The organism is Streptomyces sp. NPDC002935 (assembly GCF_040611295.1).
Lineage (GTDB): Bacteria > Actinomycetota > Actinomycetes > Streptomycetales > Streptomycetaceae > Streptomyces.
Map to the genome: position 1 here is coordinate 64,505 of NZ_JBEXNW010000029.1, position 26,825 is coordinate 91,329.

At 70.3% G+C, this 26,825-nt stretch carries 22 protein-coding genes and 1 pseudogene; 6 read left to right on the top strand and 17 right to left on the bottom strand.

Going from position 1 to position 26,825, the window contains the following annotated elements:
* Positions 1 to 59: 59 nt before the first annotated feature.
* Entirely contained in the window at positions 60 to 1,943 is a 1,884-nt protein-coding gene (locus ABZX90_RS31640) for a fatty acyl-AMP ligase (protein ID WP_355210558.1), read from the bottom strand.
* A 286-nt stretch (positions 1,944 to 2,229) separates the two neighbouring features.
* Here ABZX90_RS31640 and ABZX90_RS31645 point away from each other — a divergent pair, with 286 nt between their 5' ends.
* The gene (locus ABZX90_RS31645) at positions 2,230 to 3,537 is read left to right on the top strand and encodes a beta-ketoacyl-[acyl-carrier-protein] synthase family protein (RefSeq protein ID WP_355210561.1); all 1,308 of its coding nucleotides are present in this window, start codon (positions 2,230 to 2,232) and stop codon (positions 3,535 to 3,537) included.
* Here ABZX90_RS31645 and ABZX90_RS31650 read toward each other — a convergent pair.
* Positions 3,501 to 4,283 (bottom strand): response regulator transcription factor, encoded by a 783-nt coding sequence (locus ABZX90_RS31650; protein ID WP_355210564.1) that lies wholly within the window; start codon positions 4,281 to 4,283, stop codon positions 3,501 to 3,503. The genes ABZX90_RS31645 and ABZX90_RS31650 overlap by 37 nt on opposite strands.
* Positions 4,284 to 4,669: 386 nt before the next feature.
* Here ABZX90_RS31650 and ABZX90_RS31655 point away from each other — a divergent pair, with 386 nt between their 5' ends.
* Positions 4,670 to 5,659 (top strand): AraC family transcriptional regulator, encoded by a 990-nt coding sequence (locus tag ABZX90_RS31655; protein ID WP_351131172.1) that lies wholly within the window; start codon positions 4,670 to 4,672, stop codon positions 5,657 to 5,659.
* Positions 5,660 to 5,698: 39 nt separating this feature from the next.
* Here ABZX90_RS31655 and ABZX90_RS31660 read toward each other — a convergent pair whose 3' ends face one another.
* The 6 genes from ABZX90_RS31660 to ABZX90_RS31685 form a co-directional block, all read right to left on the bottom strand.
* A complete protein-coding gene (locus ABZX90_RS31660; protein ID WP_355210567.1) occupies positions 5,699 to 7,726 on the bottom strand; it encodes a beta-galactosidase in 2,028 nt (675 codons plus the stop codon).
* Positions 7,723 to 9,048 carry a glycoside hydrolase family 36 protein gene (locus ABZX90_RS31665; protein ID WP_355210570.1) on the bottom strand — a complete coding sequence of 442 codons (1,326 nt, stop codon included), beginning with the start codon at positions 9,046 to 9,048 and terminating at the stop codon, positions 7,723 to 7,725. The genes ABZX90_RS31660 and ABZX90_RS31665 overlap by 4 nt, the downstream gene beginning before the upstream one ends.
* A 47-nt stretch (positions 9,049 to 9,095) precedes the next feature.
* Positions 9,096 to 9,983 carry a carbohydrate ABC transporter permease gene (locus ABZX90_RS31670; RefSeq protein WP_355210573.1) on the bottom strand — a complete coding sequence of 296 codons (888 nt, stop codon included), beginning with the start codon at positions 9,981 to 9,983 and terminating at the stop codon, positions 9,096 to 9,098.
* Positions 9,980 to 10,960 carry a sugar ABC transporter permease gene (locus tag ABZX90_RS31675; protein WP_351131139.1) on the bottom strand — a complete coding sequence of 327 codons (981 nt, stop codon included), beginning with the start codon at positions 10,958 to 10,960 and terminating at the stop codon, positions 9,980 to 9,982. Before ABZX90_RS31675 ends, ABZX90_RS31670 begins: the two co-directional genes overlap by 4 nt.
* Complete coding sequence (locus tag ABZX90_RS31680) at positions 10,957 to 12,267, bottom strand: ABC transporter substrate-binding protein (protein ID WP_355210576.1); 1,311 nt, start codon at positions 12,265 to 12,267, stop codon at positions 10,957 to 10,959. The genes ABZX90_RS31675 and ABZX90_RS31680 overlap by 4 nt, the downstream gene beginning before the upstream one ends.
* 799 nt (positions 12,268 to 13,066) lie before the next feature.
* A complete protein-coding gene (locus ABZX90_RS31685; protein WP_351131142.1) occupies positions 13,067 to 14,059 on the bottom strand; it encodes a LacI family DNA-binding transcriptional regulator in 993 nt (330 codons plus the stop codon).
* Between the two features lie 353 nt (positions 14,060 to 14,412).
* Here ABZX90_RS31685 and ABZX90_RS31690 point away from each other — a divergent pair, with 353 nt between their 5' ends.
* On the top strand, positions 14,413 to 15,567 hold the full coding sequence (locus ABZX90_RS31690; protein ID WP_355210579.1) for a hypothetical protein: 1,155 nt from the start codon (positions 14,413 to 14,415) through the stop codon (positions 15,565 to 15,567).
* Positions 15,568 to 15,884: 317 nt separating this feature from the next.
* Here the strand turns inward: ABZX90_RS31690 and ABZX90_RS31695 are convergent, their stop codons facing one another.
* From ABZX90_RS31695 to rpmG, 5 genes and pseudogenes are all read right to left on the bottom strand, one after another.
* Positions 15,885 to 16,490: a GPP34 family phosphoprotein gene (locus ABZX90_RS31695; RefSeq protein WP_351131144.1), complete on the bottom strand. Its 606-nt coding sequence runs from the start codon at positions 16,488 to 16,490 to the stop codon at positions 15,885 to 15,887.
* 148 nt (positions 16,491 to 16,638) lie between these two features.
* Positions 16,639 to 16,881, bottom strand: a pseudogene (locus ABZX90_RS31700) (serine hydrolase); the annotation flags it as partial.
* Between the two features lie 282 nt (positions 16,882 to 17,163).
* Positions 17,164 to 17,286 (bottom strand): type B 50S ribosomal protein L36, encoded by a 123-nt coding sequence (gene ykgO / locus ABZX90_RS31705; RefSeq protein ID WP_037617513.1) that lies wholly within the window; start codon positions 17,284 to 17,286, stop codon positions 17,164 to 17,166.
* Between the two features lie 41 nt (positions 17,287 to 17,327).
* On the bottom strand, positions 17,328 to 17,588 hold the full coding sequence (locus tag ABZX90_RS31710) for a type B 50S ribosomal protein L31 (RefSeq protein WP_355210584.1): 261 nt from the start codon (positions 17,586 to 17,588) through the stop codon (positions 17,328 to 17,330).
* A 73-nt stretch (positions 17,589 to 17,661) separates the two neighbouring features.
* Positions 17,662 to 17,826: a 50S ribosomal protein L33 gene (rpmG, locus tag ABZX90_RS31715; RefSeq protein ID WP_266764526.1), complete on the bottom strand. Its 165-nt coding sequence runs from the start codon at positions 17,824 to 17,826 to the stop codon at positions 17,662 to 17,664.
* Between the two features lie 656 nt (positions 17,827 to 18,482).
* Here rpmG and ABZX90_RS31720 point away from each other — a divergent pair.
* Positions 18,483 to 19,745: a hypothetical protein gene (locus ABZX90_RS31720; RefSeq protein ID WP_355210587.1), complete on the top strand. Its 1,263-nt coding sequence runs from the start codon at positions 18,483 to 18,485 to the stop codon at positions 19,743 to 19,745.
* 60 nt (positions 19,746 to 19,805) lie between these two features.
* On the opposite strand, the gene ABZX90_RS31725 is transcribed toward ABZX90_RS31720, so the two are convergent.
* The 4 genes from ABZX90_RS31725 to ABZX90_RS31740 form a co-directional block, all read right to left on the bottom strand.
* Positions 19,806 to 20,477: a DUF4232 domain-containing protein gene (locus ABZX90_RS31725; RefSeq protein WP_355210590.1), complete on the bottom strand. Its 672-nt coding sequence runs from the start codon at positions 20,475 to 20,477 to the stop codon at positions 19,806 to 19,808.
* A gap of 178 nt (positions 20,478 to 20,655) precedes the next feature.
* The gene (locus tag ABZX90_RS31730; protein ID WP_355210593.1) at positions 20,656 to 22,533 is read right to left on the bottom strand and encodes a M48 family metalloprotease; all 1,878 of its coding nucleotides are present in this window, start codon (positions 22,531 to 22,533) and stop codon (positions 20,656 to 20,658) included.
* 64 nt (positions 22,534 to 22,597) lie between these two features.
* Positions 22,598 to 23,443 (bottom strand): hypothetical protein, encoded by an 846-nt coding sequence (locus tag ABZX90_RS31735; RefSeq protein WP_355210596.1) that lies wholly within the window; start codon positions 23,441 to 23,443, stop codon positions 22,598 to 22,600.
* Between the two features lie 67 nt (positions 23,444 to 23,510).
* Positions 23,511 to 24,377 carry a hypothetical protein gene (locus ABZX90_RS31740; RefSeq protein WP_355210599.1) on the bottom strand — a complete coding sequence of 289 codons (867 nt, stop codon included), beginning with the start codon at positions 24,375 to 24,377 and terminating at the stop codon, positions 23,511 to 23,513.
* Between the two features lie 240 nt (positions 24,378 to 24,617).
* Here ABZX90_RS31740 and ABZX90_RS31745 point away from each other — a divergent pair, with 240 nt between their 5' ends.
* A complete protein-coding gene (locus ABZX90_RS31745; protein WP_355210669.1) occupies positions 24,618 to 25,322 on the top strand; it encodes a response regulator transcription factor in 705 nt (234 codons plus the stop codon).
* Positions 25,319 to 26,809 carry a HAMP domain-containing sensor histidine kinase gene (locus ABZX90_RS31750; protein WP_355210602.1) on the top strand — a complete coding sequence of 497 codons (1,491 nt, stop codon included), beginning with the start codon at positions 25,319 to 25,321 and terminating at the stop codon, positions 26,807 to 26,809. The genes ABZX90_RS31745 and ABZX90_RS31750 overlap by 4 nt, the downstream gene beginning before the upstream one ends.
* The last annotated feature ends 16 nt before the right edge of the window (positions 26,810 to 26,825 follow it).

Consider the following 26,825-nt stretch of genomic DNA (forward strand, 5'->3'; position numbering starts at 1 on the left):
ATCGGAGGAAGAGGGAGAAGGCGTCGGACAGTTCACGCGCCCCCTGTATGGAGCGAGGTTCAGACGGTCGAGAACGCCCGCGCCCGGTACGTGGACCGGCACCGTGCGCGCTGCAACTTGCCGCTGGTGGTGAACGGCAGCGCACCGGCCTTGAGCAGGAGGACGTCGTCGGCCTGGAGGCCGTGCCCGGCGAAGACGGCCTGCCGGACGGCTTCTTCGACCTCATCCGCCGGGAGGGTCGCGCGGGCACCTGACGGAGTGTCCGGGACGGGGCCGGTCATGACGCGGTACCGGCTGTTGATCTCTGCCAGGACGACGAGGCGCGTGCGTCCGCCGTCCTCGACGGTGAAGGCGCAGCAGCAGCCCTCCCGTATGGCGGAATGGCTCGCTGCCGCGGTCGCCTCGATGTCGTACGGGTAGTGCTGTAGGCCCTCCACGACGATGAGGTCGTCCACACGGCAGGTGACGAAGAGCTGACCGCCGTCCAGAAAGCCCAGGCTGCCGGTGCGCAGGAACCGGCGGCCCTCGTGGCCGCGCACGGCGGCGCCGAACGTACGCTCTGTCTCCTTCGGGGCATTCCAGTAAGCGGCACCGATACTCGGTCCGCAGGCCAGGATCTCCCCTGTCTCGTCCGAGGCGCACGGATCGCCGGTGGCCGGATCCACCACCGCGATGGTCATGGACGGGTGCACCTGGCCCAGGCCGACCAGTCGGCGGACCTCGTCCTCGCCACCGGCTCGCTGCACCTTGCCTTTAGCCAGCGCCACCGCGTCGAACCGGCGGATCACCGGTTCGGGCTCCACGGGCCCGCCGCTGAGCATGACAGTGGACTCGGCGATGCCGTAACTCGGGAAGAACGCCTCGCGGCGGAAGCCGAACGGGGCGAGCATGGCACTGAACTGGTCAATCATCTCTGCACGCACCGGCTCGTCGCCGACCACCGCGATCCGCCAGGCGCTGAGATCGAGGGAACGCAACTGCTCCTCGGGGACGCGCCGCAGGCACAACTCGTACCCGAAACCGGGTGCTGAGCTGATGCCCGCCCCGCGGTCCGATATCGCGCGGAGCCAGTTGACCGGCTGCTGGGTGAACGCCGAGGGCGGCATCAGTACGGCGTCGTACCCGACGTAGATCGGCTGGAGGACTCCGGTGATCAGTCCCATGTCGTGGAACACGGGCAGCCACGACACGACAGGCGGCAGCCGGTCGAGGTCGTCCGTGGCCCGGCTGCCGTTGGCCAAGATCAGCGAGAGGTTGTGCAGAACGTTGCCATGGGTGAGCTCCACACCCCGGGGCGGGCCGGTCGTGCCGGAGGTGTACTGCAGGTACGCGATCGTGTCCGGGCCGATGCCGGGGGCATTCCAGCCGTACGCGTCCGTCTCGCTGATCTCGTCGGTCGCCACAGAGGTCGGCCGACGTGGTGTGGAGATGTCCTTCAGCAACGCGTCGACATGGTTCAGCCTCGACCCGTTCGACAGCAGCACGTCCGGCCGGCAGCTGTCGACGATGGCCCGGAAGCGCGCATACCGGTCGTCGACGCCGACGCGCAGCACCGGAGGAGCCGGCACCGCGATCAGGCCGGCATACAGGCAGCCGAAGAAGGCGGACACGAAGTCCAGGCCGGGCGGGTAACTCAGCACGGCGCGGGCGCCCTGCGGGGCCTGCCTGCTCAGACGCGCCCCGATCGCCCTTGCCCGGGCGTCCAGTTGGGCGAGGGTGAGGGAGTCGGACTCTTCGAGGCCGTTCTCCAGGAAGGCGAACATCCGTCGATCCGGCTCCCTGGACGCGCGATACCTGCAGAGCTCGACCAAGGTCGTCGGCTCCGGTCGGGATTCTGTGACGGCATCCTCTGACATCGTGGTCCTCCTGTTCGACTCGGCCATGGGCGTTGCCCCTGCCCTTTCCCCACGGACCCGCCGGGATTTGGTTACGTGTCCAGCCATTGCCGTACGCGTGCGTCATGGTGGTTCCACTCGAAGAGACGTTAAGTCGGCAGAGAAATATCGGGTATCCGCCGCGGGATGGTGTCCATCCCCCTACCGGAGGCGAGCTTCGAGTAGGGCGGAAGACGGATGAAAGCCATCCTCCGGTCGCCGTCACGGTTCGGTCCGTCGGCCGTTACGGAAGGCGCCTCTTTCTGGCTACCGTCATGGCGACGGCCAGTGGTCGACGAATGGCCTGTATCCAAGGGAGAACATTTCCCCAGAAGGCTTCAGAAAGGGAACCCTGATGTCCTACGACGCGTCTGACGACTACTTCTTGGGTTATCCGAAGCTCCCCGAACTCCCCGGTCTCCCCGGTCGCCCGGACGGGGAGGTCCTGGGTACGACCGGCGTTGTGGTCACCGGTCTGGGAATGACAACTCCGCTGGGCGGCGACGTCCACTCCACCTGGGAGGCGCTGCTCGCCGGCGAATCCCCGATCTCCGTGCTCGACGAACCGTGGGCTCGCGATCTGCCCGTACGACTGGCAGGCCGGCTGAGTCAGGAACCGACCGAGGTACTGGACCGGGTCGAGGCCCGACGGATGGACCGCTGCCAGCAGATCGCGATGGTGGCCGCCCGGCAGGCATGGGCCGACGCCGGCGCGCCCGAGGTGGCGCCGGAGCGGCTGGCCGTGGTGATCGGCACCGGCCTCGGCGGCGGGAGGACGCTGGTCGACCAGCACGACCTGTCCTTGGCCAAGGGGCCGGGCCGCGTGTCGCCGTTCGCGGTGACCATGCTGATGCCCAACGGTTCGGCTGCCGCCGTCAGTCTGGCTCTCGATGCCCGTGCCGGCGCCCACGCGCCGACCAGCGCCTGCGCCTCCGGAGCGGAGGCAATAGCCCTGGGGCTCGCTCTCATACGTGCCGGGCGGGCCGATGTCGTCGTCGCCGGCGGCACCGAGGCATGCATAGGCCGGCTGTCCATGGCGGCCTTCGCCCGCATGGGAGCCCTGTCCGGCCGTCATGAGGACCCTCAGAACGCGTCGCGGCCGTTCGACAGCGCCCGTGACGGCTTCGTCATGTCCGAAGGCGGCGGCGCTGTCGTGCTGGAGCGAACCCGGTTCGCGCGAGCTCGTGGCGCGCGGATGTATGCCACGCTCGCCGGTACAGGGATGAGCTCCGACGCGCACACCATGACATCTCCGTCAGCGGACGGTCAGATCAGCGCGATCCGCGAGGCCTTGCGCTCCGGCGGCCTCGGCCCGCAGGACATCGTTCACGTCAACGCCCACGCTCCCGGTACGCCCGTCGGTGACCGTATCGAGGCGGCGGCATTGCTGGAATCGCTCGGCCCGCATGCTCTGGTGACGGCGACCAAGTCGATCACCGGCCATCTCATAGGCGGGGCGGGCGCGATCGAGGCGATCTTCACGGTCCTGAGCGTCTTCACCGACGTGATTCCCGCGACCAGGAACCTCGACGACAAGGATCCCGAAGTGAAGGTGGACATCGTCACCGGAACCCAGCGGCGCGTCAGCGTCACCGCGGCCATCTCGAACTCCTTCGGTTTCGGCGGTCACAACGTGGTCCTCGCGTTCACCAAGCCCGCCTGACCACGGGCTCGGGACGGGGCGGCCGGAGGGCGGGGGGCTGCCGCGGCCTGTTGGGCCCGCGGCGGCTGAGGCGGGTGCGCGAGACCGCTCCGCTGGGCCATCAGCGCCGCGTGCATCCGGTTCGGCAACTCGAGCTTGGCGAGGATGCGCGATACGTGGGACTTCACGGTGGCGAGCGTGACATGCAGCTCGTGGGCGATCTCCTGGTTCGACCTGCCCATGGCTATGCCGCAGAGAACTTGGGTCTCGCGGCCGCTCAGGCTTGCCAGGGCACCCGCGTGAGACCGCTCATGCGGCGGCGGCAGGATCTCGAACCGATCGATCAGCCGTCGGGTCATCGTGGGGCACAGGAAGGCCCCGCCGTCAGCAACCGCACGGACGGCTGAGATCAGCTCCTCCTGGCTGGCACTCTTGAGCAGAAACCCACGTGCGCCCGCCTTCAGCGACCCGAGCAGATGGCTGTCAAGGGCGTTGCTGGTCAGGACGATTATCCCCGGCGCGACTCCGGGTACGGCCGTCTCCGCTGTCTCCAAAGGCTGGGCGAGTTTCTGGATGAATGCGCATTCGGCATCCACGAGGACGACCTGCGGTCGCCGCAGCTCGGCCACGCGTAATGCTTCCTCGCCGACTCTTGTGTCGGCGACCACCGTTATGTCCGGCGCCTCCCCGAGGGCCTGCCGGAATCCGCGGCGCACGAGATCCTCATTGTCGACCAGCATTACTTCCCATGTGCTGAAGCCGTCCATCATTCGCTCCGCCCGTGCGATTCGGAAATGCCACCCGTTGCCTTCAGTAACCAGCAACCGGCACTGTGCGTTTCACTGGCTGTGCTCGTGAATGCTTTCCGGTGGAGCGGTTGCGCACGCGATGACCGTGGGGCGCGCCGAGCGCTACAGACGGCGGTGGCCGATAACGCGTACACCCCCTGGCCCGCGCGCACATCCCGACTAGGCTGAATGACAGCCTACGGCGGGACACTCCGCATCGATCCCTTCCGATGCTAGGGGGATGGGCAGTGCTGGTTCCAGGCAATGGCGGCCACGCTGTTGGCCGTTCCGGACACAGGGCGGCGGCCGACGAAGTCTCCACGGCTCCGCGGCTGTTCAACCGAGGCATCGCAGGCGTGCGCGCGATGGTGGACGTGGGCGTCGAGCGAGGAGTGCCCGTACCGGCATGCCTCGACGGCAGTGGAGTGGACGAGAACGCCGTCGCCGACGATGCCGCACATGTCCGGGCCTGGCAGGAGCTCACTGTGGCGCAGAACCTGGTCCGCGCCACGGGCGACGCCCCAGGCCTGGGGCTCGAGGTCGGCAGCCGGATTCCGCTGCGTACGTACAGCGTGTTGGGCTTCGCACTCCTCGCCAGCCCGACGCTGCGCGAGGCCGCGGCTGTGGGACTGCGGTACCTGGAACTCACCTTCGCGATGGTCGGGATCCACCTTCAGGAGGACGGAGACGAGGTCCGTCTCGTCCTGGACGACGGGCTGGTGCCCCCGCCCGTCCGGCACTTCTTCATCGAGCGGGAAATAGCCAATATCCGGGCCATCCTCGACACCATCGTGGGCCGGCCGTTCACCCCCCTCCGGCTGGATCTGCGCTTCCCACGGCCTGAAAAGTCCGCGCCGTACAAAGCGTTCGACGACGTGCCCATCGCCTTCGGGGCGCCGCGCAACGCGATCGTCACCCTCGCGGCGGTACTGGAGCAGTCGCTGCCGCAGGCGGACCAGCACACCATGGAGGTGTGCGAACGCGAGTGCAGGCTCCTGCTGGCCCGACGCACCGACACCGGATTCGCAGCGCGGGTACGGGAACTGCTCGTGCAGTGGCCGGACGGCATCCCCGACATGGGCGTTGTCGCAGCCGCGCTGCACGTCTCCACCCGCACTCTGCACCGGCGTCTGGCGGTGGAGGGCACGTCCTACCGGCGTCTGATCGACGAGGCGCGGCACGCTCGTGCTGTCGAGATGCTGTCCAACCTCGGACTCGGCGTCGACCAGATCGCCGCACGTCTCGGGTACGCCGACTCGGCGGCATTCATCCGCGCGTTCCGCCGGTGGACCGGTGCGACCCCCGGTGCCTACCGAACGCGGTCGGTACGCAACCTGTCGAGGTCCCACGCATGAGGGGGCACGTCCGCCCAGCTCGAACCCGCAGCCGACGGCTCACGAGCCCGCCGCCCGCGGTTCCCTCACCACCGCGATGTCCCCGGGCGCGATCCTGACCGAGCCCGATGGCGTCTTGCCGGTCAGGAGTTCGGTGGCACCGGCCGGGACGGGTACCTGCGCTCCCTTGCCCGCGTGGTCGATGAGGAACACGTAGTCGGCGTCGCGGCCGCGTCGCCGGACGACCTCGACGCCCGGTGGCACGTCCCCGGCAGCGACGACCCCGGCCTCGGTTCGGACGCGGTCGAGCAGCGCGGCGAGGGTGTCCGGGTCGGGGAGCGTCGCCAGGTACCAGGCGGTGCCCGCCCCGTGACCGTTCCTCGTCACCGCCGGGATGCCGGTCAGGGGTCCGTCCGCGTACGAGGCGACCGCCTCGGCGCCGTTCAGGCGCACCCGCTCCGACCACAGGGTGGCCGCCGCGCCGGAGGGCACCTGGCCCGTCAGCCCGGCCGACTCGCCGGGGAGGAGCGGGAAGAGCTCGTCGCTGCGGACGCCGAGGGTCTCCCGGAACGCCCCCGGGTAACCGCCCAGCCTGACATGGCAGTTCTCGTCGACCGCGCCGCTGTGGAAACCGATCGCGAGGGTGCCGCCGCGCTCGACGTGGCCGGCGAGGTTCGACGCGCCCGCTTCGTCGACGAGGTAGAGGCTCGGGGCCAGCACCAGACGGTAGGCGGTGAGATCCGCGTCCGGGCGTACGAAGTCGACGGCCACGCCCGACCGCCACAGCGGTTCGTACCAGGCGCGGACCAGGTCCTGGTACCGGAGTTCACCGCTCGGCTGGGAAGGCAGCTCCAGCGCCCAACGGGCGTTCCAGTCCCAGACGATGGCGACCTCGGCCGTGCCGGTGCTGCCGCGCACCTCGGCGAGCGCCCTCAGGTCGGCGCCGAGGCGGACCACGTCCTGCCAGATGCGGCTGTCCGTGCCCGCGTGCGGGAGCATCGCCGAGTGCCACTGTTCGGCGCCCGCCTTCGCGGCCCGCCACTGGAAGTAGGCGATGCCGTCCGCGCCGTGGGCCACATGGGACAGGGCGTTGCGGCGCATTTCGCCGGGCTGCTTGGCACGGTTGACGGGCTGCCAGTTCACGGCTCCGGTGGAGTGTTCCATGAGCAGCCAGGGCCCGCCCGCCAACGACCGTGTCAGGTCGCCGCTGAGGGCGATGTCGATCTCCGAGGCCGGGTCGGCGGACATCAGGTAGTGGTCGTTGGAGACGATGTCCAGCTCCGGGGCCCACCGCCAGTAGTCCAGTGCGTCGAAGGTGTGCATCACCATGAAGTTGGTGGTGGCCGGTGTCGACGGGGCGGCCGCGCGCAGGACGTCCCGCTCCGCCGTGTACAGCGACAGCAGTTCGTCGGAGCAGAAACGGCGCCAGTCGAGCTGGTGCGTGGGGTTGGGGACGGCGCCGGTGGCGCGGGGCGGCAGGATCTCGTCCCAGTCGTAGTACCACTGGCCCCAGAAGGTGGTCCCCCAGGCGTGGTTGAGGGCCGCCAGGTCCTCGTAGCGCTCGCGCAGCCGGCGCCGGAAGGACTGGGCGCTGGTGTCGCAGTAGCAGGCGGCGTTGTGGCAGCCGTACTCGTTGTGGACGTGCCACATCACGACGGCCGGGTGAGCGGCGTACCGCTCGGCGAGGGCGCCCGCGATGCGCAGGGCGGCTTCGCGGTAGGCGGGGCTGCTCGGGCAGAACGTCTGCCGGCTGCCGTACGACAGCCGGCGGCCGTCGCGGTCCACCGGCAGCGCCTCGGGGTGCGCCCGGAAGAACCACGCGGGCGGCGCGGCCGTCGGGGTGGCCAGGTCGGCGGCGATGCCGTTCTCGTGCAGGAGGTCCAGCAGGCGGTCCATGCGCGAGAAGTCGTAACTCCCCTCGGAGGGTTCCAGGAGCGCCCAGGAGAAGATGCCGACGCTGACCATGGTGACGCCGGCCTCGCGCATCAGGCGCATGTCCTCGGCCCAGACCTCCTCGGGCCACTGCTCGGGGTTGTAGTCGCCTCCGTAGACGATGCCGGGGACGGAGAGGGTGCGTTCGGAGGTCATGCGGCCCCTCCCGAGGACAGCAGGCGGCGGGTGGTGGCCACGCCCCACGCGTCGAGGGACAGCAGGCGGTCGCTGGAGGCCATCAGACCGCCGGTGGCCTCCACATGGGCGGACCAGCGTTCGCGGGTCTCCACGGCGGGACGGGCCATCAGGCAGTCGGGGTCGTTGATCCACAGGCGCCGGTGCTGCCATTGGCGTCCCGTGCCGGTGAACTCGGCGGCGTCCTGGCCGGGTTGGCTGTAGTCGTCGGCCTCGGGGCGGCGGTGCGGCGCCGTGTCGGGGCTCACCCGCATCGCGTCGAACAGGCCGGTGGACGGGAGGATCGGCGCGCCGCAGCCGAGCAGGTAGGCGTCGGCGCCGATGGCTTCGCGGATCAGGGCGATGCCGGCGCGGTAGGCGGTCAGCGCGTCGACTCCCGAGTGCCGTACGCCGTCCAGGGCACCCGCGTAGAGGAAGTCGGTCTTGAAGTAGTCGTATCCCTCGGCGCGCAGGGTGGCGAAAACATTGGCCAGATAGGCCCCGGCGTCGGGGTGCGTGGTGTCGAGGGTGTACAGGTCGTGGTCCCAGTTGTGGCCCGCGCGCAGGGGCGCGCCTTCGGCGTCGCGGACCAGCCAGTCGGGGTGCCGGTCGGCGAGTTCGCTGTGCGGGGCCACCAGGAACGGTGCCGTCCAGATGCCCGCCCGTCGGCCGCGCGCGCGGATGGCGTCGGCGAGGGCGGCGCGGGAGCGGAACCGGCCCGAGAGGGTGAGCCAGTCGCCGAGCGCGCTCTGGTAGCCGTCGTCGATCTGGACGACGTCGACGGGCAGTTCGAGGGTGTCCATCGCGCGGAGGTTCTCGTGGATGTCGTCCTCGGTGACGGCGGTGAAGTACTCGTACCAGGAGCACCAGACCGTCGGTGCGGGTCGTGGGGCGGGCAGGGCGAGTGCGTCGGCCCAGGCGGCGAGGGCGCCCTGGATTCCGTCCGGTCCGGGGTGGGCGGACTCCGTGACGGGGCCGTCCGCGCTGATCCCGGCGCGGCCGTCCCGGACGGTCAGCCGGATCGACGGGACCGCGGTGCTCGGGTCCGCGGCCGCCCACAGCCGGACCGGTGAGCCGTCGCCCGCGTCCAGGGCGAGCAGTCCCTCGCCCTGGAAGGTGGCGGGAGGCACGGTGCGGCCGGGCCGGTAACAGACGGTCGCCCAGTTGGCGTTGACCGGGCGGTGGGGGGATGCGTCGAGGGCGTAGGAGCCGCTGGGGCTCCAGGACTGCCAGCCCTCCTCGTGGACCCGTGCAGTGCGCGGGTCCACGGGCACGGAGGCAACGGGAGTGAAGGATCGAGACACGTCGCTCTCTTTCAGGTGGAGCTGTCCGGCTTTCAAGTGGAGTTGTCTCAGCCCTTGTTGGCGCCGAGGGTCAGACCGCTGACGAACTGGCGCTGGAGCACGAAATACACGATCAGTGTCGGGATCGCGGTGAGCAGCGCGCCGGCGGCGACCAGGTTGGGGTCGGTGAAGTACTGGCCGGACAGGTTGTTCAGGGCGGAGGTGACGGGCATGTTGTCGCCGGTCGAGATCAGCACCAGGGCCCAGAAGAAGTCGTTGTAGATCCAGATGGACAGCAGGGTCGCGAGGGCGGCCATCGCCGGCCGGCACAGCGGAAGCGTGATCTGCCAGTACAGGCGCCACGCGGAGGCGCCGTCGACGAGGGCGGCCTCGGTGAGTTCGTGGGGCAGCGAGCGCATGTAGTTGCTGAGGACGAAGGCGCAGAAGCCGGACTGAAACGCCACATGGATGAGGACCAGGCCGAGCGCGGAGTCGTACAGCTTGCCGCTCATGGTGATGCCGGGCAGGTCGACCAGGAGGTACAGGCGGTACAGCGGCGTGATGATGACCTGCTGGGGCAGCAGGTTGCCCGCGGTGAAGACCAGCAGCAGCGCCAGGTTGACGCGGAAGTCGAAGCGCGCCACGTAGAAGGCGACGCACGAGGACAGGAACAGCGTCAGCAGGACGGCCGGGATCGCGATCAGCAGCGTGTTGCCGAAGTAGCGCGTCATGTCGGACTGCTGGAACGCGTCGGTGAAGTTGTCCAGGCTCAGCTTGTCCGGCCAGGACACATAGCCCTTGGTGCTGGTCTCGTCGTACGGGCGCAGGGCGGCGTAGACCGCCCAGAGGAGCGGTGCGAGCCAGGCGAGGGACGCCCCGGCGAGGAAGAGGTGGAGCAGGAGCCGGGCCGGGCGGACGGGCGCGCGCTTCTTGAGCGCGAGGGCGGGGGCGCTCACGATCGCCGCTCCTTCCGAAAGGTGGTCACCAGGTACGGAATGATCACGACGAGCGAGATGATCAGCAGGACGACCGCTATCGCCGATCCGTAGCCGATGCGGCTCGACTCCCCGATGATGTTGTCGGTCACCAGGATGGACAGCAACTCGGTGCCCTGGGCGCCTCCGTTGAAGACGTACACCAGGTCGAAGGCGCGCAGCGACTCGATGATCGTGACGACCAGGACGATCGTGTTGGTCGGCCGCAGCACCGGGAAGATGACGTTCTTGAACGTCTGCCACTCGTTGGCGCCGTCCAGGGACGACGCCTCGCGCAGCGACGGGTCGACGCCTTTCAGTCCGGCCAGGTAGAGGATCATCATGTAGCCGGTGTGGCGCCAGGAGGCTGCGATGAGGATCGCCCAGAGGTTGAGGTCCGGGTCGCCGATCCAGTCGATGTAGTGCCCGGGGGTGTTGGCCCCGATAACGCTGTTGATGAGGCCGGTGTCGGGGTTGTAGACCAGCTGCCAGACGAATCCGATGACCGCCATGGACAGGACGACGGGCAGGAAGAACGCGGTCTGGTAGACGCGGCTGAAGCGGATGTTCTTGTCCAACTGCACGGCCAGGAACAGGCCGAGCGGCGTCGGGATCAGGATCAGCACGACGAACCAGACGACGTTGTGCTGGAGGGCGGGCCAGAACTGCGGGTTCTGGGTGAGGAGTTCACGGAAGTTCTGGAGCCCCACCCAGTGGATGGAGTCGAAGCCGAGGCCGTCCCAGGTGGTGAAGGCCAGCGCGATCGAGGCGAGCGCGGTGACCCAGACGAGTGCGATGTGCAGGATGGTGGGCAGGCCCGCCATCAGACCGAGCGTGATCCGGTCACGCCGGGTCAACAGACGCTTGTGCCCGTGCGGCACATGGCTGTCGACCGATGCGGTGCCCGGAGGCGGCACGGCGGCCGCCTCCGGATTCATGGTGGTCGTCTCGGTGCTCATGAGGAGGCGAAGATCGTCTTCTTCTGGCGCTCGATGGACGACAGAAGGCCGTCGATGCCCTTGGGGTCACGGACGAACTTCTGCAGCGCGGGCTGCATCACCGTCGAGGTGAAGTCGGGCCGGCTGTCGCGGTCCATGAACTGGGTGAGGTGCTTGGCGCCGCTGATCATCTCGTACGCCTTCTTCTGGAGGGCGCTGTACGAGGAGGTGTCGGCCTTGGTGGAGGCGGCGACGACGTTCGGGTCGGACTTGAGGTAGATCTGCTCCGCCGCCGGGCTGCCGAGGTACTCCAGGAGCTTGACGGCTCCGGCGTGGTTCTTCGGGGCCTTGGAGAGCATGAAGCCGTCGGTGGGCGCCTCGACGGTGTCCTGACCGAACGCGGAGTCGATCTCCGGGAAGGCGAAGAAGTCGAGGTCCTCGCGGTCGGCCTCGTTCGTGAACTGCTGACCCACGAAGGTGCCCAGCAGATACATGCCGGCCTTCTTCGACGCCAGGGTCTGTGCGGCGTCCTGCCAGGTGCGGCCGACGGCACCTTCCTGGTGGTACGGCAGGATCTCGGCCCAGTTGTCGAAGGTGGCGCGCACCTTGGCGTCGGTCCAGGACGCCTTGCCGGCCATCAGCTCGACGTGGAAGTCGTAGCCGTTGGTGCGGAAGTTGATCTGGTCGAAGGTGCCGAGCGCGGGCCAGGCGTCCTTGTCGCCGAACGCGATCGGGACGAGCTTGTCCTTCTTCATCTGCTTGCACAGGGCGACGAACTGGGACCAGGTGGTGGGGACTTCGTAGCCGTGCTGCTGGAAGACGCTCTTCCGGTAGAAGAGCGCCCAGGGGTACGTGTAGAGCGGCACGAAGTAGTACTTGCCGTCCTCGCCCTTGCTGAGCGCCTTCATGGCGTCGGGGAAGTTGCCGCCGATCGTCTTCCACACGTCGTCGATCGGGGTGGCGAGCTTCTTGGCCGCGAAGAACTGCATGCGGTAGCCGGCGAACCAGTTGAACACGTCGTCGGGCGTGCCCTGGAGGTAGGAGTTGATCTGCTCCTGGAAGGTGTTGTGGTCCTTGGTGTTGACGTCGACCGCGATGCCGGACTGCTTCTTGAACGCCGTGTAGATGTCGGCGAAGGCCTTCTTCGGCACGGCGTCGGACGCGTTGGAGCCGACGGTGACCGTCTTGGGGTCCGCGGCGCTGCCGCTGCCGCCACAGGCGCTCAGCAGGGGTATGCCCGCGCCGAGCGCGGCCGCGCCGCCGATTCCACGAAGCAGGGTGCGGCGGCTGGGCGTCGGGGCGGACAGACCCGAGAGGGGAAGGTGCATGACGGCTCCTGAGGGCAGGGTTCGGTCAGCGATGGACGGCGGGGAGGCCGGAAATCGATCAGAAACCAACTCGACCGAACAACGTGGGCGTAATGACAGCCGGATGTCGCCGTGGCGTCAAGACCTCACGTCCCACGTGCCCGAAACGTGACCGACATGGCACGGGACGATCGCGGGCGCATCGAGCGCTCGGTCGCGCGCCGAGATCACCGCTGCGGACGCCGACGGACTCCGCGATGCAGCTCAGCGGTCATGTCCGGCGCGACAGAGGGGCATTGAACAGCCGATGAGACGCGACCGGCGCCGAGCGTCCGCGGCCTCGGCGGGCGACGGGCGGAGGTGGGCGCGGCTCGGACGAGCCATCGCCGCCACCACTCCGGACGGGTTCGCCGACCGGTCGGTGCAGGGCAGGCCGACGGCACGACGGGTGTCGATTTCCGCGACACAGACAACCAAAAGTGAACATTCGATGATCGATTTTGGTTGCGGGCAGGCCAAACCGGCATATGCGCTTTTCCCGCCCCATCCGACGGCGGCTATGACGATTCATGGGGCTGTCCACCCCCGGCCAAGCTGTCGCCCGCAGCCCAGTCTCGCGCAACGTAATCGATTACGCCACCGTCCCTCGACATAGATCCGGAAAAACGCGGAACGCAGATCCTCCGGAAAAAACGTGGGACGGAGGGAAGGCGGGCGCGCCGGAGCAGCCTTCGCCGTCGGACGGCGGTGTCGGACGGCGGTGTCGGACGGCGGTGTCGGACAGGCGTCAGACCGGCATCAGAACGGGGTCAGACCGCCGTCAGACCGACGCCCGGGCCACGAAGTCCGCGGTGACCCGGACGGTCCTCCGCCGCGTCCGGCCGTCGATCTGCTCCAGGAGGAGCTGGGCCGCGACACGGCCGACCTCGCGCGCCGGGTACCGAATGGTCGTCAGGCGCGGCCGGACCAGCGAGGCGAACTCGATGTCGTCGTGCCCCACCAGAGACACGTCGCCGGGGATGTCGAGCCCGAGGCGCTCGGCCGTGTCCATCGCGCCGACAGCCGTGATGTCGTTGCCGCACATCACCGCTTCGGGCCGGCGCCGGGAACGCATCAGACGCTCGAAGCCCTCCGCTCCCGCCTCGCGCGTGTGTTCACCATGGACGACGTGCTCCGCCGCGACGGTCAGCCCCGCCTCGGCCGCGCACTGCCGGACGCGTTCCAGTCGTGGATCGCCGCCCGCGGCATCCTGCGGCCCGGCGATCACACCGATGCGCCGACGGCCGGTGGCCGCCACATGCGCCAGCGCCTCGCGGACCGCGGCGTCGGCATCGGGGGTCACCAGATCGACGTCACCGAACGAGACGTCCGCGCTGACGACCGCCGGGATCGCGGCACCGCGCAACACGTCGAAGGCATCGGTGGCCAGCCGGAACGGCGTCATCACCACACCGGCGAAACGCTGTTGCACCGCCTCGCGCAGCAATGCCTCCTCCTCGTCCCGCCGCGCCCCCGTACTGCTCACCAGTACGTGGTAGCCCCGGCCGCGCAGCTCGTCCTGGATCGAGCGGGCGAGGAGCGCGTAGAACGGGTTGGCGATGTCCGGCACGACGAGTGCGACCATCGTGGACTTGCCCGTACGCAGGCTGCGGGCGACCGGGTTGAGGCTGAAGCCGAGACGCTCGATGGCCGATTCGACCGACTTGCGCGTTTCCTCGGTGACGGGGCGCTTGCCGCTCAGAACGTACGAGACGGTCGCGGACGAGACTCCCGCGGCCCGCGCCACATCGCTCATGGTCACCCGCTGCCGCATCCGCGTCCGCCCCTTCTCCGACCGCAACCCTACCGGCGCCCACGCTGTCCGGAAGGCCTCGGCCGGGCTCGATTCACCCCGCGTCCTCGCAGGTCCGCGCCCTTCGCCCGGCCGGGCACCCGCCGGCACCGTCCTCGACACGCGCGTGGGGAACCGCTGCCACCCGGAGCGACCCGGCGATGCGCGGCCCGCTCGAAATCCCCGCGATGGCCTCAATGCGCCCATGCGTCAACGAAGTGGTCATAGTCACTCGTTGGCGGAGGTCTGTGATCCTGAGGGGCCTCGGCGCCCGGCTCGTGGCCCAAGGTGACCATACTGGGAGGGAACACTGCACCCCACCAGCAAAGTGACTCATGCCGAAGTCCTCCACAGACCGTCCCACCGCCCCGGAAACAGTCTGGCTGGCCGCCGGGCGCCATACCGGCCCCGCCCCGCAGAAGGCTCTCCGGGAACACCTGAGGGAACTGAAGAACAGCGAAAGGATCCAGGGCTTCCTGGAGACGGAGAACGCCGCGACGCCCGACGGTCACGTCTTCGAGGCGCGCTGGCTCGTCGACGGCGACGTCACGGTACGGGCGCGGCTCGCCACCGACGGACGTGAGCATGTGGACGCCGAGCGGCGCTGGACACTGGCGGCCGAGGCGGAACAGCCCTGGGATCTCGCGTGGCCGTCCCCGGCCACCATGTTCTGGCCCGGGAACAGCGGCTTCTCCTGGGATCGTGACGCCACGGCCGGGCTGTGGCTCCAGGACATCAACCCGCTGCCGAAGGACGACGCCGCGCTGCGCCGCCTGCTCAAGGACATCGCGCGGCACAGCTGGAGCATCAACGTCGTCGTGCACGAGGCCATGACCCCCGACGACGACGGCCGCCTGCCACTGTCCCGTTTGCTGCCGCCCGGACTACGGCATCGCGTGGTGGAACACCGCGCCACGCCCGAGCAGTTCCACGCGGTCAACTGGGCCCTCGGCGACCACGGGACGTCCGTGCCGCGCGGCGGAGCCGTCATCCTGTCCGGCACGCCCGCCCGGGTCGGGTACGACGAGCAGGCCTTCAGGGTGCGCAGTATGTTCCTCGACGGCTCCGAACCGACCGAACTCCTCGACAAGATCGTAGAGTTCGCGGCGCTGCCCTGGCCGCTGCCGGCCGACGCGGCGGCGACCCTCACCGCGCTCCGTCAGGAGTGGCGTCTGCTGTCGCTCGAAGAGGAACTCGCCCACGCGCGCGCCCTGGTGGCCTCGTACTCCGACGCCCTCGACGCGATGACCAAGTCGCGCGACCTGTACCGCGAGGCGACCGAACTCGCCCACACGGCGCTCTCCGAGATGGCCGAGTACCGCGACGCGGCGTCCGCCGTGCGGGGCTCCGCGCCGGGACAGGACAAGCACCCCCTGACGAAGACGCTGCAGCGCGTCACCGACTCGCTGCTGCCACGGCGGGCGCCACGCGTCGACGCCCTCCAGGCGGCACGCGAGAGCGAGGAACGGGCCCGGCAGTCGTCCGGGTGATCACGGCGGGCAGCAAGCGCCGTCCCCACCGATCCGGCCCGCCGTCGCACCGGCTCCCGGCCGCAGGACCCCGGTCGGCGCCGGCCCCTTCCCGAGGACTCGTTGCAGGTAGAGGGACGGTAGAGGGACGCGAGCGTTCGAGGGCACGGGCGAGGAACGAGGTCCGGGTGGAGAGAGCTCCTGGACCGACTCGCACCCCGCCGTCACAGGCTCGCACGCCATCGTCGCGGCCCGCACGCCGTCGTCACAGGCTCGGCCCCACCCGCACGGGTCGGCCGGCCGCGACATGGTCGGGTCCGGCCCTGGTGCGGTTTCCCTCAGGCGCCTCGCCAGATGTTGGCGAACGCGGCGTTCTCGATGGCCCGGCGTTGGCGGACGGCTTCCAGTTCCATCACCGCGTCGTGCACGGCGACCAGGACGGTCGTCACGGCCTCGTCGTCGACGGCCGGGGTGTCATCGCTCTGCTCGGCGGGGATCCCGACCACCGCGGCGAGGGCGACGAGGACGGGCTCGTCCGCCGCCCAGCGGTGCATCGCCCGGCTGCGGGCCGGTGAGTCGACCAACTCCATGCGGTTCGCGCCGAAGGGCAGTCGTCCTCGCCGCTGCCGGGTGAGCAGGCCCGCCTGTTCGAGGTCGGTCTGATAGGCCGCCGACAGGTCGCGGCCCCTGCGCCACAGCCAGTCCTCGACCCGCTCGTACGGGGCCTGTGGCAGGACCGCGGACGCCGCCTCGCCCAGAAGCCGGTCGTCCGTCGCCGGCTGCCGCGCCGGCACCATCCTGTCGCCGTCCAGGGTGAGGACCTCGTCGGCGAGGAGATCGATCACCTCGGCTCCGGCGAGGGCGAGCGACAGGTCGCCCTGCCCCACAGAACGGTCCGGCTCCCTGTCCATCGTGATGATGAACAAGTCCCTTGCCGTGGTCACGAACGGCTCCCTTCGGAGTACTTCGCCCGGCGCGACCCTCACGCATCGGATCCATCACATCCACCGCGCCGCTGTCCGCGGGCGATCCGGTCGCCCGCGGAGAAGGGCACGTCACGATCGTGATCGTAACGCTCGGCGGACCGGCGCGTCAGCGAGCCGCGGGCTGCGCCGGCAGGTTGAAGACGTGCTGCGGTGTGACGATCTTCGTGATCGCGTCCCCGAAGAGGGTGCTGGGTTCGGAGCCCTGGTAGTTGATGTCGGTGTTCAGCAGCACGACGAGGGTCGCCTGCGCCGGGGGGAAGTAGACGGTCAGCGACTCGTAGCCCGGCAGGGAGCCGTTGTGTCCGATCCAGCCCTGGACGTTGAAGATGCCGAGGCCGTAGCCCGCGCCCACGAGGACAACTCCCGCGTTCTCGTACGAGGCGGCGGGCACGGACGTGCGTAACGTCGCGGGCCACTGCCTCGCCTCGGGCAACCGGCCTGGAGCAACAGGCCTCGCAGCCCTACCGTTCCAGCATAGGAGCGCTGCTGGTCCGCGTCCTGTCGGACCGTTCGCTGCCGGTTGTCGAACGGGAGGGCCGGGATCCGCGCCCAGGACCCCGCCGCACACGCGGCCGGTCCGGTCGACGCACAGCGCGTCGGCCGGACCGGATCTCTTCCCCCTGATACTCCGTCAGCCCTGGCGGGCCTTGAGGCGCGGGTTCTTCTTGTTCACGACGAAGACCACTCCGCGCCTACGGACCACCTGGGCCCCGGGCTTGGACTTCAGCGAGCGCAGTGACTTGCGTACCTTCATGGCTCTGTTCTCCTCCTGCCGAACTCGACGCGCTCCGGCGTTCAGTGCCGGTTCGACGCCGCGCGGCCGTAGCGGCGCTCGAAGCGCTCCACGCGGCCGGCGGTGTCCAGGACCCGCGTGGTCCCGGTGTAGAACGGGTGGCTCGCCGACGAGATCTCGACGTCGATGAGCGGATGGACGGCGCCGCCCTCCCACTCGATCGTCCGGGCGGAGTGCGCGGTGGATCGCGTCAGAAAGGCGACACCGGCGGCACGGTCACGGAAGACGACCGGACGGGATTCGGGGTGAATGTCGGGCCTCATGGGGTTCCCTCCTCGGTTACGGCAGGTATGTCCGCGGATACGCCGGGTACGTCTGCCCGCGCCCGGCGTGGGGTCAGCGCTCCTCCCGGAACGCGACGTGCTTCCCCGCCAGCGGGTCGTACTTGCGCAGGACGAGCCGGTCGGGGTCGTTCCCGCGGTTCTTGCGCGTCACATAAGTGGCGCCGGTCCCGGCCGTCGACTTCAGCGTGACGACGGGGCGCGCGGTACTGCGTGCCATAAGGTCCTCCTTCGCCCACCACACACGAGCCTTGACTCGCGCATGCCAATCAATTACGTGAGCTGTAACAGCGCCCCCGGCGTCCGCATTCCCAAACCCCTGAACATGCCCAGAACGCGACATAACGAGCGCGGAACGTGACCTACACCCGCGACACGCCGCGCACGGGCCCACACGCGACAGGCGACACGCACACGGCCCTGTCACCCCGAGGCGGCTACACCTCGCGTACGGCCCCGGCGACGACCGAGCTCACCGTCCGACGGACGCCGTCCAGGTCGGGCGGCGTGTCCTCCCGGCCGGCGAAGAGCAGGTGGCCGGTCCCGATGAGCGTCAGCGCGAGCGTGTCGACGTCGGCGTCCGGGGCGACGCGCCCAGGTCGCGCTCCGCGTGGAGATGGAGACCGATCATGGCCGCGGCCTCCGTCAGAACGGGCGGGCCGGCCGGGGTGGTGGCCCGCAGCAGGGCGCGCAGGCCGTCCCGGGCGATGACGAGGCCGAGAAAGAGCTGCTCGCGCCGCCCTACACGACGGTGGCGGTCACGGCGGTGCGGGCCGGCTCGGCCCGACCGTCTCCGGACGGTGCCGCGGGGGTAGGCGGCTCGCGCTCGCCCCGCTATAAAGAACCGTTGCGTGGTGTGACCATCAGGGGCGGGGGATGGAGCGGATCGAGCAGCTTGAGTCGTTGGAACCACAACGGATCGGAACGGTCTTCCGTCCCTACAGCCCCGACGATCTCCACTCGGCGATGGCCCGGGGGAACCGCGTGCCGTGGCGGCCGGCCCGGCGGCTGACAGGAATTTTGGTGCGCCTGCGGTTCTGGACCCTGCGGACGGTGACCGCCAAGACCAGGATCCTGCTGATCAGTCTGGCCTCAGCCGTCACACTCCTCGGCCTTGCCGAGGCCGGCGGAGTGCTGGGGGCCCCGGACACCTCGGACCGGCGGTGGGCCCTGGACTACCTGGTCTCCGACAACCCCGAACTGAGCGACGTCAGCCTGTCGCTGCTCCAGGACCTGGCCGGCCTCGTCGTGCTGGCCGTCGTCTTCATCACCCCGGTCTTCTGCTGTCAACAAGTGCAGGCCATCGGCGACTTCGTCCAGATGAACGTGCGCAACGGTGGCGCCGAGCACCTGTCACCCGCCAAGATCCGCCAACTCAACGATCTGGTCCGCCGGATCAACAAATGGTTTCGTCTGCTCGGCCGCTGGGACGTCTCGCTGGGCATCGCGGTGGTCATGGCGGTCAGTACGATCCTGCTGTACTCGTTCGTCAACACCCATGGCCTCATGGGGACGTGGAACCCCACCGAGCTTCCCGACTCGGTCTGGCGCTCCAAGGTCTACGCCGGCTGGTGGGCGAACCGGCACACCCATCCCGAACTGGCCACGGCACTGTGCGCGGCGGGCACGTACGCCTTCTACTTCCTGGCCAAGCAGTTGGTGATGGGCGTCGTCTTCACCGCCTATCTCTACCGTTCCGCCAAACTCGACTTCGGGGTGACCCCGAACATGAAGTTCGACAGTGACGGCTTCCAAGGGCTGCGTTCGCTGCGTCAGTTCATGCTGTGGACGTACGGATCCGCCCTGGCCCATCTGATCGGCCTGCTGGTCCTGTTCACGGTCTGGCTGCCGGCAGCGGCATGGATGGTGTTCATCGTGTTCTTCGTGATGCTGGTGGACATCCTCGTGATCGTCTACCCCTCCTCGATCGGCTACCACTCCGCGCTGGCCGTCAAGAAGAAGTACGTGGCATCGCTCCACCGAAATCTTCCCGACAACGAGTCCGACGCGGCGATAGCGCAGGTCTGGGCAGATCCGGTGCTTCCGGTCACCACCCGCAAGGCCATGACCGGAATCGTCCTCTATCTGCTCGCCCCCGCGATACCCGCCCTGATTCCGGTGTTGTTCCAGCGGTTCTGATCACGCGGACGGATACACCGTCACCGCCGGCACGCGGCGGCGACGGCGCACCGGTAATGATCAGGAAGGCTTCGTCGCGGTGACGGCGGTGACCGTCGCCTTGTCGTCGCACTCGGCCAGCGCGCCGTCGTCGAGGGCGAGTTGGTGCGCTCCGCCGGAGGGAAGGGCAACCACCAGCGTCGGGTAGGTGACCGGATCGGAGCCGGACACGCAGTAGCCGTCGCCCTCGCCCTGGACCTGGACGAACGTCACCTTGACCCATGCCTTCGCGCCGGGCGCGAGCAGCACCTTGGGCGCGGAGCCCGTCGGTGTCACCGCGAGCAGGTGGTTCTTCTCTGGGGATCCGTTGGGCGCCCCCGCCACGGTCGGATGCCCCTGGACGGCGCACGTCGTGCTGGACATGTTGGTGAACTCGGCGATCACCGCGCCGATTCCGGTGCCGTCGGGCCGGACATCGGCCTGGTACAGGAACGCCTTCAGGGACTCGGCGGCGCACGTCTTCGTCGTCGGGGTCGAGGTGGCGGACGCCGAACCCGGGGCCTTGGGAGTGGAGTCCCCCGCAGGCTTGGCCGACGATCCCGACCCGCCGGGCGACGTGGCGGGCTTCGGGGAGCCGGTGGACGAGACCGTCGGCGAGGCCGGCGCGCCCGACGGCGAAGCGGTGGAATCCGCGCCGTCATCGCCCGGCTGGCACGCGGTCATGAGAAGCGTGGCCGCCGACACGGTCGCCATGGCCAGAGCGGCTCTACGGACACGCGACCCGTACTGCATCCCGTACTGCATGAAGTCCCCCGATTGAGATGTTCAGGCACCGGCCTCACCGGCACTCGCCGCTAGAGATCGCACAGCGGCTTCCCGTGGTTCACCTGCGGACATGGCTGTGACACGACGGTGACGGGGCGGGTACGGATCACCCTTCGCCCAGGGTGAGCGACAGGCGCTGGGCGGTGCTCGACGTGGAGGTGAATTCCCGGCAGGCGACCACGGCCCGCGTGTCCCTGGTCGCGGCCCTGATGAGGTCCAGTCGTGCCGTCGGCCCCGCGCCGCCGACGAGGCGGGCCTCCATCCACGTCGTGGTCGCGCTGACGTCGGTGCGTTCCGTGCGCTGCCCCGTCAGCAGGCGTGTCGTGGCGTCGACGGACGTGGTGCGCAGGGCGGGGACTTCGGCCCGGTCGGCGGTCAGCGTGCCGTCGTCGTGCAGCGTCCAGCGGGCGCCGCGCAGGCGGTCGCCCACGTCCTGGGCCTGGGTGCGGGTGCCCGCGACGGCATCGGCGGAGGTGACGTCGAGGGTGCGGAAGGTGCGTGGTCCCGGCGGCCGGTCCGGCCCGCCGTCACCGGACGGCGACGGCGTTCCCGGTGCGAAGGCCGGGAGTCCCGGCGGACGTGCCGGATCGGGCGGTGCCGCGCGGCTGGGGCATGCCGTCGTCGTGGCGCCTGCCCCGGTGTCGCCGTCGCTCGGCCCTTGCGTGGCGGGGGCGGTCGGCCCCGGCCGGTCGTCCGCGAAGACGCCGCCGGGAGGACGGGAAGCGAGGGGCAGCAGTCCGACGAGCAGCAGGACCGTGGGGACCAGGACGACCGCGACGTAGACCTTCGCGGACCGGGATGTCGCCGACGGGTCTCGCCGTGCGGGGCGTACGCCCGTCACCAGCGGCCAGACCAGCGCGACGGCGAGCGTCGCCCACCAAGCGGGCTGCGTCACGAGCGACTCATGGGCCAGGGCGAGGACCTGCCTGGTGGCACGGTCGCTCGACGCACCCAGCAACACGTACGCGGGAACGGCCCCCAGTGTCGTGAGCAGCAGCTGGGCGAACAGCGCGAGGGGCCACAGCAGCGTCAACAGGAGCTGCGCCCCGGCCGTCTCGCCGTGCGAGACACACCAGATCCGCATCCTGACGGGCGGGTGGTAGAGCCGCGCGAGGCCTCCGTGATCGCCCTTCTCCAGGCGGCGCAGAGCGCGTACGACGGTGTCGGGGCCCGCGGCCCGAGCAGCCAAGCGGTCCGCGCCGAGCTCCGCCGACCACAGCGCGCCGACCACGAGGAGCAGCACCTTGGGCACGCTGAAGAGGACCAGCACGACCTCGGCGAGCGTCAGACGGGCGGTCGCGTTGCCCGTGACGAACAACAGGGTGACGGGCAGGACGACGAAGCCCGCCAGGACGTAGGGCCAGATACGGACGAGCGCGGTGAAGGGGCTGCCGAGCCCGGTGACGTGCTGCTCGCCCTGCCGCAGATGGCCGAGTTCGTGCAGGAGCACCGCGCGGGCCGCTTCGACGTCCGTCTGCCAGAGATGGACGAGCGGAGCGAAGACGCCGATCCGTGTCGTGCGCCACCCGCCGGGATAGACGCGGGCGGTGAGTCCCTTCCGGGTGCTCAGGCGTAGTCGGGTGCCCGGTGCGTGCTCGTCGACGAAGGCCGTCATCCGGGCGGAGAAGTGCGGTTCGGCGGGTTCGCCGGGATTCCCTGATGCCGCTGACGGGGGCGCCATCAGCGGATCGTCGGGGGCCAGCAGTCCGTAGCGGCGTTCGACGGAACGGCAGCGTGCCCGTGGGGCGAGGAGCGCGAGGAGCGCGGCGAGCAGGAAGAAGAGGGGCAGGAGCTGGACCAGGCTGAGCACCGCCGTGACGAAGCGGCCGCGCCCGGTCTCGCCGAACCGGCCGAGGCCCGTGCCCACTCCGAGGGTGAGCCCGATCAGCGCGGGGATCTCTGCGAGGAAGAGCAGCAGGGTCAGCCACAGCCAGGGCGGTGGTCCCCACGAGCGGGCGGGACGCAGCGGCGGCGGCTTCCTCATGACAGCGTACGGGGGTGGCCGGCACGCCGGGACGAGCGGTGGATCGGTGCGGTCGATGCCGTGCTCATCCCTGGTTCGTTCCCTCGGGACCGGGCGGCGGCCGGTGGCTCGTCGTACGGGGCCGGCCGACGCGGGACAGCAGACCCGACGCCGCCGAACGCAGCCGGCGCAGCTTCCTGCACCGGGGACCCGCGCCGCGCACACGTGGCGGCGGCTGGTCACCGACCAGTGCGTCGAGGAAGGCCACCACGTCCACCGGATCGTCGTCGGTCACCAGCCGGGCGGTGAGCCGTGCCGCCAGTTCGTCGGCTTCGGTCGGCTCGATGCCCCGGGCCCGGAGCCGCCCGCTCATGCGCAGAGCGGCGCGCACGACCTCCACCGTGGGCGCGGCCGACCGGCCGCGGTCCGCGCCGTCCGAGGGCACTACGGCTCCCGGTAAGCCTTCGCTGTCCGTGTCAGCCCCGTCGTCCCCGCCATCCCCTAAAGCCTGGGGCGGTGACGGCGCCCCGCCTTCCCCGGGAGGCCCGCCTTCCCCGGGCGTCGCGGCGCCCTCGGGTATGGCGGTGTCGTCCTCCTCCGGTCGTCGGGACGCGGCGTCGGCGCGCCGCTGGGCCCGTAAACCGACCAGCAGTCCGGTGGCGGACAGGACGTTGTTCAACTCGGGGCTGCCCAAGGCCGATTTGAGGGACTCGGCGGCGTACGCCAGTCCGTCCAGCACGACGGGGAGGACGGAGACCGCTCCGCCGCCCATGCCGCCGGGCGCCTGTCCGGGCGGGGAGAAGAGGTTGCGGCGGGGGACGCCGCCCGCGGCGTACGCCCGAGCGGTCTGAGCGGCGAACCCGGTCTCACCGGGCGTGACCCACTCGGCGATCCGCACGCTCCAGCCGTCCAGCCGATCCGGTGTCGTCATCCGGCCTCCCCGGGTCCGGTCGCCTCGCGTTCCGGCCGCCCCGTCCCGGTTGTCCGCGGGGAGGGGATCACGAGGCTGTGCCGTCGAACTCGAAGCGGAACGCGACCTGGCCGTCGATGCTGCTGCCCTCGGCGGTGAGTGATGCCGAGGAACCGTCGAGCCTGCCCGCGAAGGTCGTACCGGAAGCCAGCGCGTGCGGGTAGCCGCCGGGCAGTTGGCCGAGGTCGGAGCGGCAGGCGACGACCGGGCTGGACCAGTTGAGCAGGTTCAGGGCGACGGCCTGCTGGGTGTGCGGGTCGGTGAGCCGGGCGTCCAGTTCACCGTCGGACCAGTCGATGTCCCAGTAGGTCAGCAGGAGATGCGGATCCCGGGGATTGCCGGCCAGGTCCTGGCTGGAGGTCGTACTGACCGCCGAGGACCAGAAGGACACCGCGCCGGCCTGGGACGGATCGCCCGCCGCGAACAGCATCGAGAACGGGTTGCTCTCGGTCTCGTCGCCGCCGGTCCGAGGCCGGCTCAGGTCCAGCGTGCTGTTCATGGAGTAGGTCTGGCTGCCTGCCTGGCGCCGGGAGCCGTCGGTGGTGCAGTAGTCGTAGATGTCGACGGAGATCTTCGCGCTGCCGCTGAACCTCTTGCCCCACAGCGACGACGCGTCCGAGGCGTCGGCCGGGACCGGTTTGTCCGGCGAGCCCGTAGTGGCCGGCTCGTCCGTCGGCGTCGGTACCTCGCTGACCGAGGGCGTCGGCTCGGGCGGCGAGGCGGGCGCGGACGTCGGCGGATCGGACGCCAAGGTGCTCGCGGAGGCCGTCGACGCGTCGGCCGTCGCCGAGCCGTCGTTGCCGCAGCCGGTCAGCGCGGCGCACAGGAGCCCCGTGCAGACCGCCGCGACGAGTCGGGCCCGGGTGTTTTCGGGCGTTCTTCGGACACGCGCCATGACAGGCATGACATTCCCCTCCCCCACCACCGGGTCGCTCCCCCACGAGCACCCAGGACATGCGGGACATTACGCTGCGCGGTCGTTCCCTTACGCGACACGAAGTCCTTCGTTATCTTTTCGTGCCTGCCGTCGGCGTCCTGGGGTACCGCGCGGGTCCGTCGACGACGGGGCTGGTGCACCATGGGCGACGAAACGGGCCGGCACGACCGGCCGGTTCCTCCGAGCTGGGGTGTGGTGATGGGCGGAGACCGGGGCCGGGTCCTCGTCGTCGACGACGACGCTGCGATACGACGTTCGCTCGAACGCGGTCTGCGGCTGGGAGGTTTCACGGTGGATCTCGCCGACGGCGGCCGGCCGGCGCTGGCCGTGGCCCGGCAGACGCCGCCCGACGCGATCGTGCTGGACATCTCCATGCCGGACCTCAGCGGCATCGACGTATGCCGGACGCTGCGCGAGGAGGACAACGACGTACCCGTCCTGATGCTCTCGGCGCTCGACGAGACCGCTGACCGGATCGCGGGGCTGCAGGCCGGTGGCGACGACTACCTGGTGAAGCCGTTCGCCCTGCAGGAGTTGGTGCTCCGGCTGCAGGCGCTGTTGCGGCGTCGGCCGCCGAGGGACACCGACACCGTACGGGTGGGCGGGCTGTCGCTGGATCCCGCCGCCCGCCGGGTCAGCCTGGACGGGCGCCAACTGGAGCTGACACGGCGGGAGTTCGAGCTGCTCCATGTCCTGGCACGCAACGCGGGCATCGTGCTCGGCCGCGATCAACTCCTCGACCGGGTCTGGGGGTACGACTTCGATGTGCGCACCGACGCGGTGGACACGTTCGTGAGCTATCTGCGGCGCAAGCTGGAGACGCCGGGGCGCGCCCGGATCATCCACACCGTACGAGGAGTGGGGTTCGTGCTGCGCGACGACGGACCGGAGGCCGGGCGGTGAGGCTGTCCACCCGCATCGCCCTCGCGGTCGGGGCGACCGTGCCGGTACTGGTGCTGGCCACCGGCTGGTTGCTGCTGCGGCTGGTCGCGGCGGATCTGCACGACCAGCAGGACGCGCATCTGCGGGAGAGCGCGGCGGCGGTGGCGAAGGACGCCCGCGGACTGCTGCGCGCGAGCGCCGCCGACCGGTCGGCGGCGGTGGAACAGGCCCGTGAGCGGCGGCTGTTCACCTCCGCTCTGGACGTCGGCGTACGGCTGATCGGTCCCGGGGAGACCTTCACGGGCGGGCCGCAGCCCGCACAAGACGTGTCGCTTCCCGCGAGCGCGCCGGTGCCGGTCACCCTGCGGGCCGACGGGGACACCTGGCGGGTGCTGTCGACGCGGGTGACCGGTGGGCGGCCCGGAGTACGCGGCACGCTCTGGCTGTTCGCGCCCGACACGGCGGGCGCCACCCAACTGCGGCTGGTGCGCAGGCGCGTGGTGACGGTGGCGCTGCTCGCCGCGCCGTTGTCCGGGCTGCTGGCCGGGGCGGTGGCGGGGCGTGCGAGCCGTCCGCTGCGACGGCTGCGGGACAGCGCGAGCGGTCTGGATCCGCGGACCAGCGCCGCCCGCCTCGACCACACGCCGGCACGGATCACCGAGGTCGACGACCTGGCACACACCCTCCAGACGGTCCTGAGCCGCTACGACGAGCAGGCCGCGAGGACCGAGGAGGCCCTCGCCACCGCCCGTTCCTTCGCCTCGGCCGCCGCGCACGAACTGCGCACTCCGCTGATGAGCATGCAGACCAATCTGGAGATCCTCACCGCGCACCCGGGCCTTCCCGCGCCCGACCGCGACGAGGTCCTCGACGACCTGCACCGCGAACACACCCGGCTGCTGGGCCTGTTGGTCATGCTGCGCGAACTCGGTCGCGGTGACCTGGTCGAGGCGGACGCCTTCGGTCCGGTGGACCTCGGCGACGTCGTCGAGGCGAGCGTGCGGGAGCAGCGGCGGCGCCATCCGCGGGCGCGCGTCGTCGGCGACTGTCCACCGGGGCTGCGGGTGTACGGCTGGGAGCCCGGGCTGCGCACGGTCCTGGACAATCTCCTCACCAACGCGCTGGTGCACGGCGGCGGTGCGGACGGCCGGCCCGCGCACGTCGACGTCACGCTGCGCGCGAGCGGCGACGACGCCGTGCTCGTCGTCGACGACCGGGGGCCGGGCATCGCGCCCGAGCGTCGGGCCGACGTTTTCAAGCGTTTCGAGCGCGGCCCGGACAGCCCGGGTTCGGGCCTCGGACTCACCCTCGTCGCGCAGCAGATCGACCTGCACCGGGGCCGCGTCCGCGTCCTGGAGCCGCCGGGCGGAGCGGGGACCCGGGTCGAGGTCGTGCTCCCGCTCATGGGCGGCCCGGCCGGGACGCGGGCGACGCTCCCCCGACAGCGCAACTGGGTGATCACGACCGCCGGTGCCGGGCCACAAGAATTCCACAAAGAGGACTCCTAGCGTGCCGGGCGTGCGG

Bases quoted from the DNA above. Each gene is read 5' to 3' on its own strand.
- ABZX90_RS31690 (WP_355210579.1), top strand. From the start codon at position 14,413: ATGCCGAAGTCCTCCACAGACCGTCCCACCGCCCCGGAAACAGTCTGG.
- ykgO (WP_037617513.1), bottom strand. From the start codon at position 17,286: ATGAAGGTACGCAAGTCACTGCGCTCGCTGAAGTCCAAGCCCGGGGCC.
- ABZX90_RS31745 (WP_355210669.1), top strand. From the start codon at position 24,618: ATGGGCGGAGACCGGGGCCGGGTCCTCGTCGTCGACGACGACGCTGCG.
- ABZX90_RS31655 (WP_351131172.1), top strand. From the start codon at position 4,670: ATGGTGGACGTGGGCGTCGAGCGAGGAGTGCCCGTACCGGCATGCCTC.
- ABZX90_RS31650 (WP_355210564.1), bottom strand. From the start codon at position 4,283: ATGGACGGCTTCAGCACATGGGAAGTAATGCTGGTCGACAATGAGGAT.
- ABZX90_RS31740 (WP_355210599.1), bottom strand. From the start codon at position 24,377: ATGGCGCGTGTCCGAAGAACGCCCGAAAACACCCGGGCCCGACTCGTC.
- ABZX90_RS31710 (WP_355210584.1), bottom strand. From the start codon at position 17,588: ATGAGGCCCGACATTCACCCCGAATCCCGTCCGGTCGTCTTCCGTGAC.
- ABZX90_RS31640 (WP_355210558.1), bottom strand. From the start codon at position 1,943: ATGGCTGGACACGTAACCAAATCCCGGCGGGTCCGTGGGGAAAGGGCA.
- ABZX90_RS31730 (WP_355210593.1), bottom strand. From the start codon at position 22,533: ATGAGGAAGCCGCCGCCGCTGCGTCCCGCCCGCTCGTGGGGACCACCG.
- rpmG (WP_266764526.1), bottom strand. From the start codon at position 17,826: ATGGCACGCAGTACCGCGCGCCCCGTCGTCACGCTGAAGTCGACGGCC.
- ABZX90_RS31685 (WP_351131142.1), bottom strand. From the start codon at position 14,059: ATGCGGCAGCGGGTGACCATGAGCGATGTGGCGCGGGCCGCGGGAGTC.
- ABZX90_RS31735 (WP_355210596.1), bottom strand. From the start codon at position 23,443: ATGACGACACCGGATCGGCTGGACGGCTGGAGCGTGCGGATCGCCGAG.
- ABZX90_RS31725 (WP_355210590.1), bottom strand. From the start codon at position 20,477: ATGGCGACCGTGTCGGCGGCCACGCTTCTCATGACCGCGTGCCAGCCG.
- ABZX90_RS31720 (WP_355210587.1), top strand. From the start codon at position 18,483: ATGGAGCGGATCGAGCAGCTTGAGTCGTTGGAACCACAACGGATCGGA.
- ABZX90_RS31680 (WP_355210576.1), bottom strand. From the start codon at position 12,267: ATGCACCTTCCCCTCTCGGGTCTGTCCGCCCCGACGCCCAGCCGCCGC.
- ABZX90_RS31660 (WP_355210567.1), bottom strand. From the start codon at position 7,726: ATGACCTCCGAACGCACCCTCTCCGTCCCCGGCATCGTCTACGGAGGC.
- ABZX90_RS31645 (WP_355210561.1), top strand. From the start codon at position 2,230: ATGTCCTACGACGCGTCTGACGACTACTTCTTGGGTTATCCGAAGCTC.
- ABZX90_RS31675 (WP_351131139.1), bottom strand. From the start codon at position 10,960: ATGAGCACCGAGACGACCACCATGAATCCGGAGGCGGCCGCCGTGCCG.